Origin of the sequence: Emticicia sp., assembly GCF_049241225.1 — a bacterium.
Lineage (GTDB): Bacteria > Bacteroidota > Bacteroidia > Cytophagales > Spirosomataceae > Emticicia.
Window position 1 is genome coordinate 1 of the sequence record NZ_JBMLRC010000472.1, and the last position, 1,863, is coordinate 1,863.

1 protein-coding gene and 1 pseudogene are annotated in these 1,863 nt (G+C 36.6%); one reads left to right on the forward strand and one right to left on the reverse strand.

Features of this window, described 5'->3' with window-relative positions:
- Positions 1 to 547 (reverse strand): annotated as a pseudogene (locus ACOVO2_RS24340) (sensor histidine kinase); the annotation flags it as partial.
- 338 nt (positions 548 to 885) lie between these two features.
- Here ACOVO2_RS24340 and ACOVO2_RS24345 point away from each other — a divergent pair.
- Positions 886 to 1,719 (forward strand): MBL fold metallo-hydrolase, encoded by an 834-nt coding sequence (locus tag ACOVO2_RS24345; RefSeq protein WP_421772471.1) that lies wholly within the window; start codon positions 886 to 888, stop codon positions 1,717 to 1,719.
- The last annotated feature ends 144 nt before the right edge of the window (positions 1,720 to 1,863 follow it).

Here is a 1,863-nt window from a genome sequence, read left to right on the forward strand (position 1 = left end):
ATTGTCCTGCAAAAATCACCCCTAAAAATACCGTCAGTAAAATGCCGATAATAAAGCTAATAACGAGCGTATCTCTGATGTTTTTGAGTTTTTCTTGTCCATATTTATCACTCGCTGATGCTACCACGACATACATTTTTTTCTCTTTATCTTCATACATCTTACCAATTACTTGGTTTTCCCAGTCGCTGGTTTCGACATACTTCTGTTTACGTACTTGATTCAAAAAATCTGGACTAAACAGAATAGAATCGGCTTTGTAGCTGGAATAGACCAGCTCATCTTTTTCATTAAACATCAATACTTTTTCTGCATTGAGTTTAGTTAAAAAAGTTTTATTGGCTTCACGAAGTTTCTTTTTATCCTTTTCCGTAATTTTTAATTCTTTCAAAAGTCCAGCTGTCAAAACCGCTCGGTCGGTCAGACGATTATAGAATTCTTGTTTCCGAAAATTCTCTGAGGTATAGTAAATCGCCAACGAAAAGATTATCAAAATTGCAGCAATAATGATAGTAAACTGAATGGCTATTTTGGTACGTATTTGCATTTAAAATCTAATGAGTGAATGACAGATTGAGTGAATGAGCGAATATTCGATATATTTGTAACATAAAAACCTAAAATATAAAGCGTAAGCAAATATATAAAATTATGTACCTTAAATGAATCTTACACGCCGTTTGAAAAATTTGGTAAAGTAAATCTATAAAGTTCTTTTGATTTTTTACCAAATTTTTCGAGAGGTGATTGTAAGATTCGTGTTTTTTTGTTACTTTTTTTCAAAAAAAAGTAAGGCGAAGAATTTAGTAATCAGCAAGTTAGTTTTTATTTATAAATTTAATTTTACTACATACAAGTATATTTAAGAAACAATTAGCAAAATATATGCAAATTCATGTAATTGATGCTGGGCATTTTAAATTAGACGGTGGAGCGATGTTTGGGGTTGTTCCAAAAACAATCTGGAACAAACAAATACCCGCCGACGAAAATAACCTTTGCAGTTGGGCGATGCGTTGTTTGTTGATTGATACGGGTAAACAACTGATTTTGGTAGATAGCGGCATGGGCGATAAACAAGACGCTCGTTGGCAAGGTTTTTATTTTCGGCATGGCGAGGGTGATTTGATAAATTCCATCAAAAAAGCGGGTTATTCGCCCAACGAAATTACCGATGTGCTTAGTACACATTTGCATTTTGACCATTGCGGAGGAAGCGTAAAATGGAATACCGCCAAAGACCAACTCGAATTGGTTTTTCCGAATGCCAATTATTGGACTCACTCAGAGCATTGGGAGGCCGCAACAAAGCCAAATCCAAGAGAAAAAGCCACGTTTTTGAAAGAAAACATTATGCCGATGCAGGAAACGGGGGCGTTGAAGTTTACTGATAAAACCGAGAAGCCTTTTGGAGAAAATATCAGTTTGCTTTATGCCGATGGGCATACCGAAAAAATGATAATGCCTAAAATAAGTGTCGGTGAAAAAACGTATTTATACATTGCCGATACCATTCCATCGCACGCACACATTCCTGTTCCTTACGTGATGGGCTACGATGTGCGTCCGCTACAAACAATGTCCGAAAAAGAAGCGTTGTTGAAGCAAGCCGTGGAAGAAAATTGGACTATCATCTTCGACCACGACCCAACGCACGAAGCAGCCACGATTCAACTAACCGAAAAAGGTTATAGAGTAGCTGATTTTGTGAAAGTTTAAGAAAGGTAATAAGTTGCAAAGGTACAAAGGCACAGAGTTGAAGATAACGAAAAAAACATTCACTCATACGCACATACATTCATTCACTAATTAAATCCATGAAAATAGGAATCGCATTATCGGGCGGAGGCAGCAGAGGGCTTG

Coding starts and splice junctions, on each gene's coding strand:
- ACOVO2_RS24345 (WP_421772471.1), top strand. CDS start 886: ATGCAAATTCATGTAATTGATGCTGGGCATTTTAAATTAGACGGTGGA.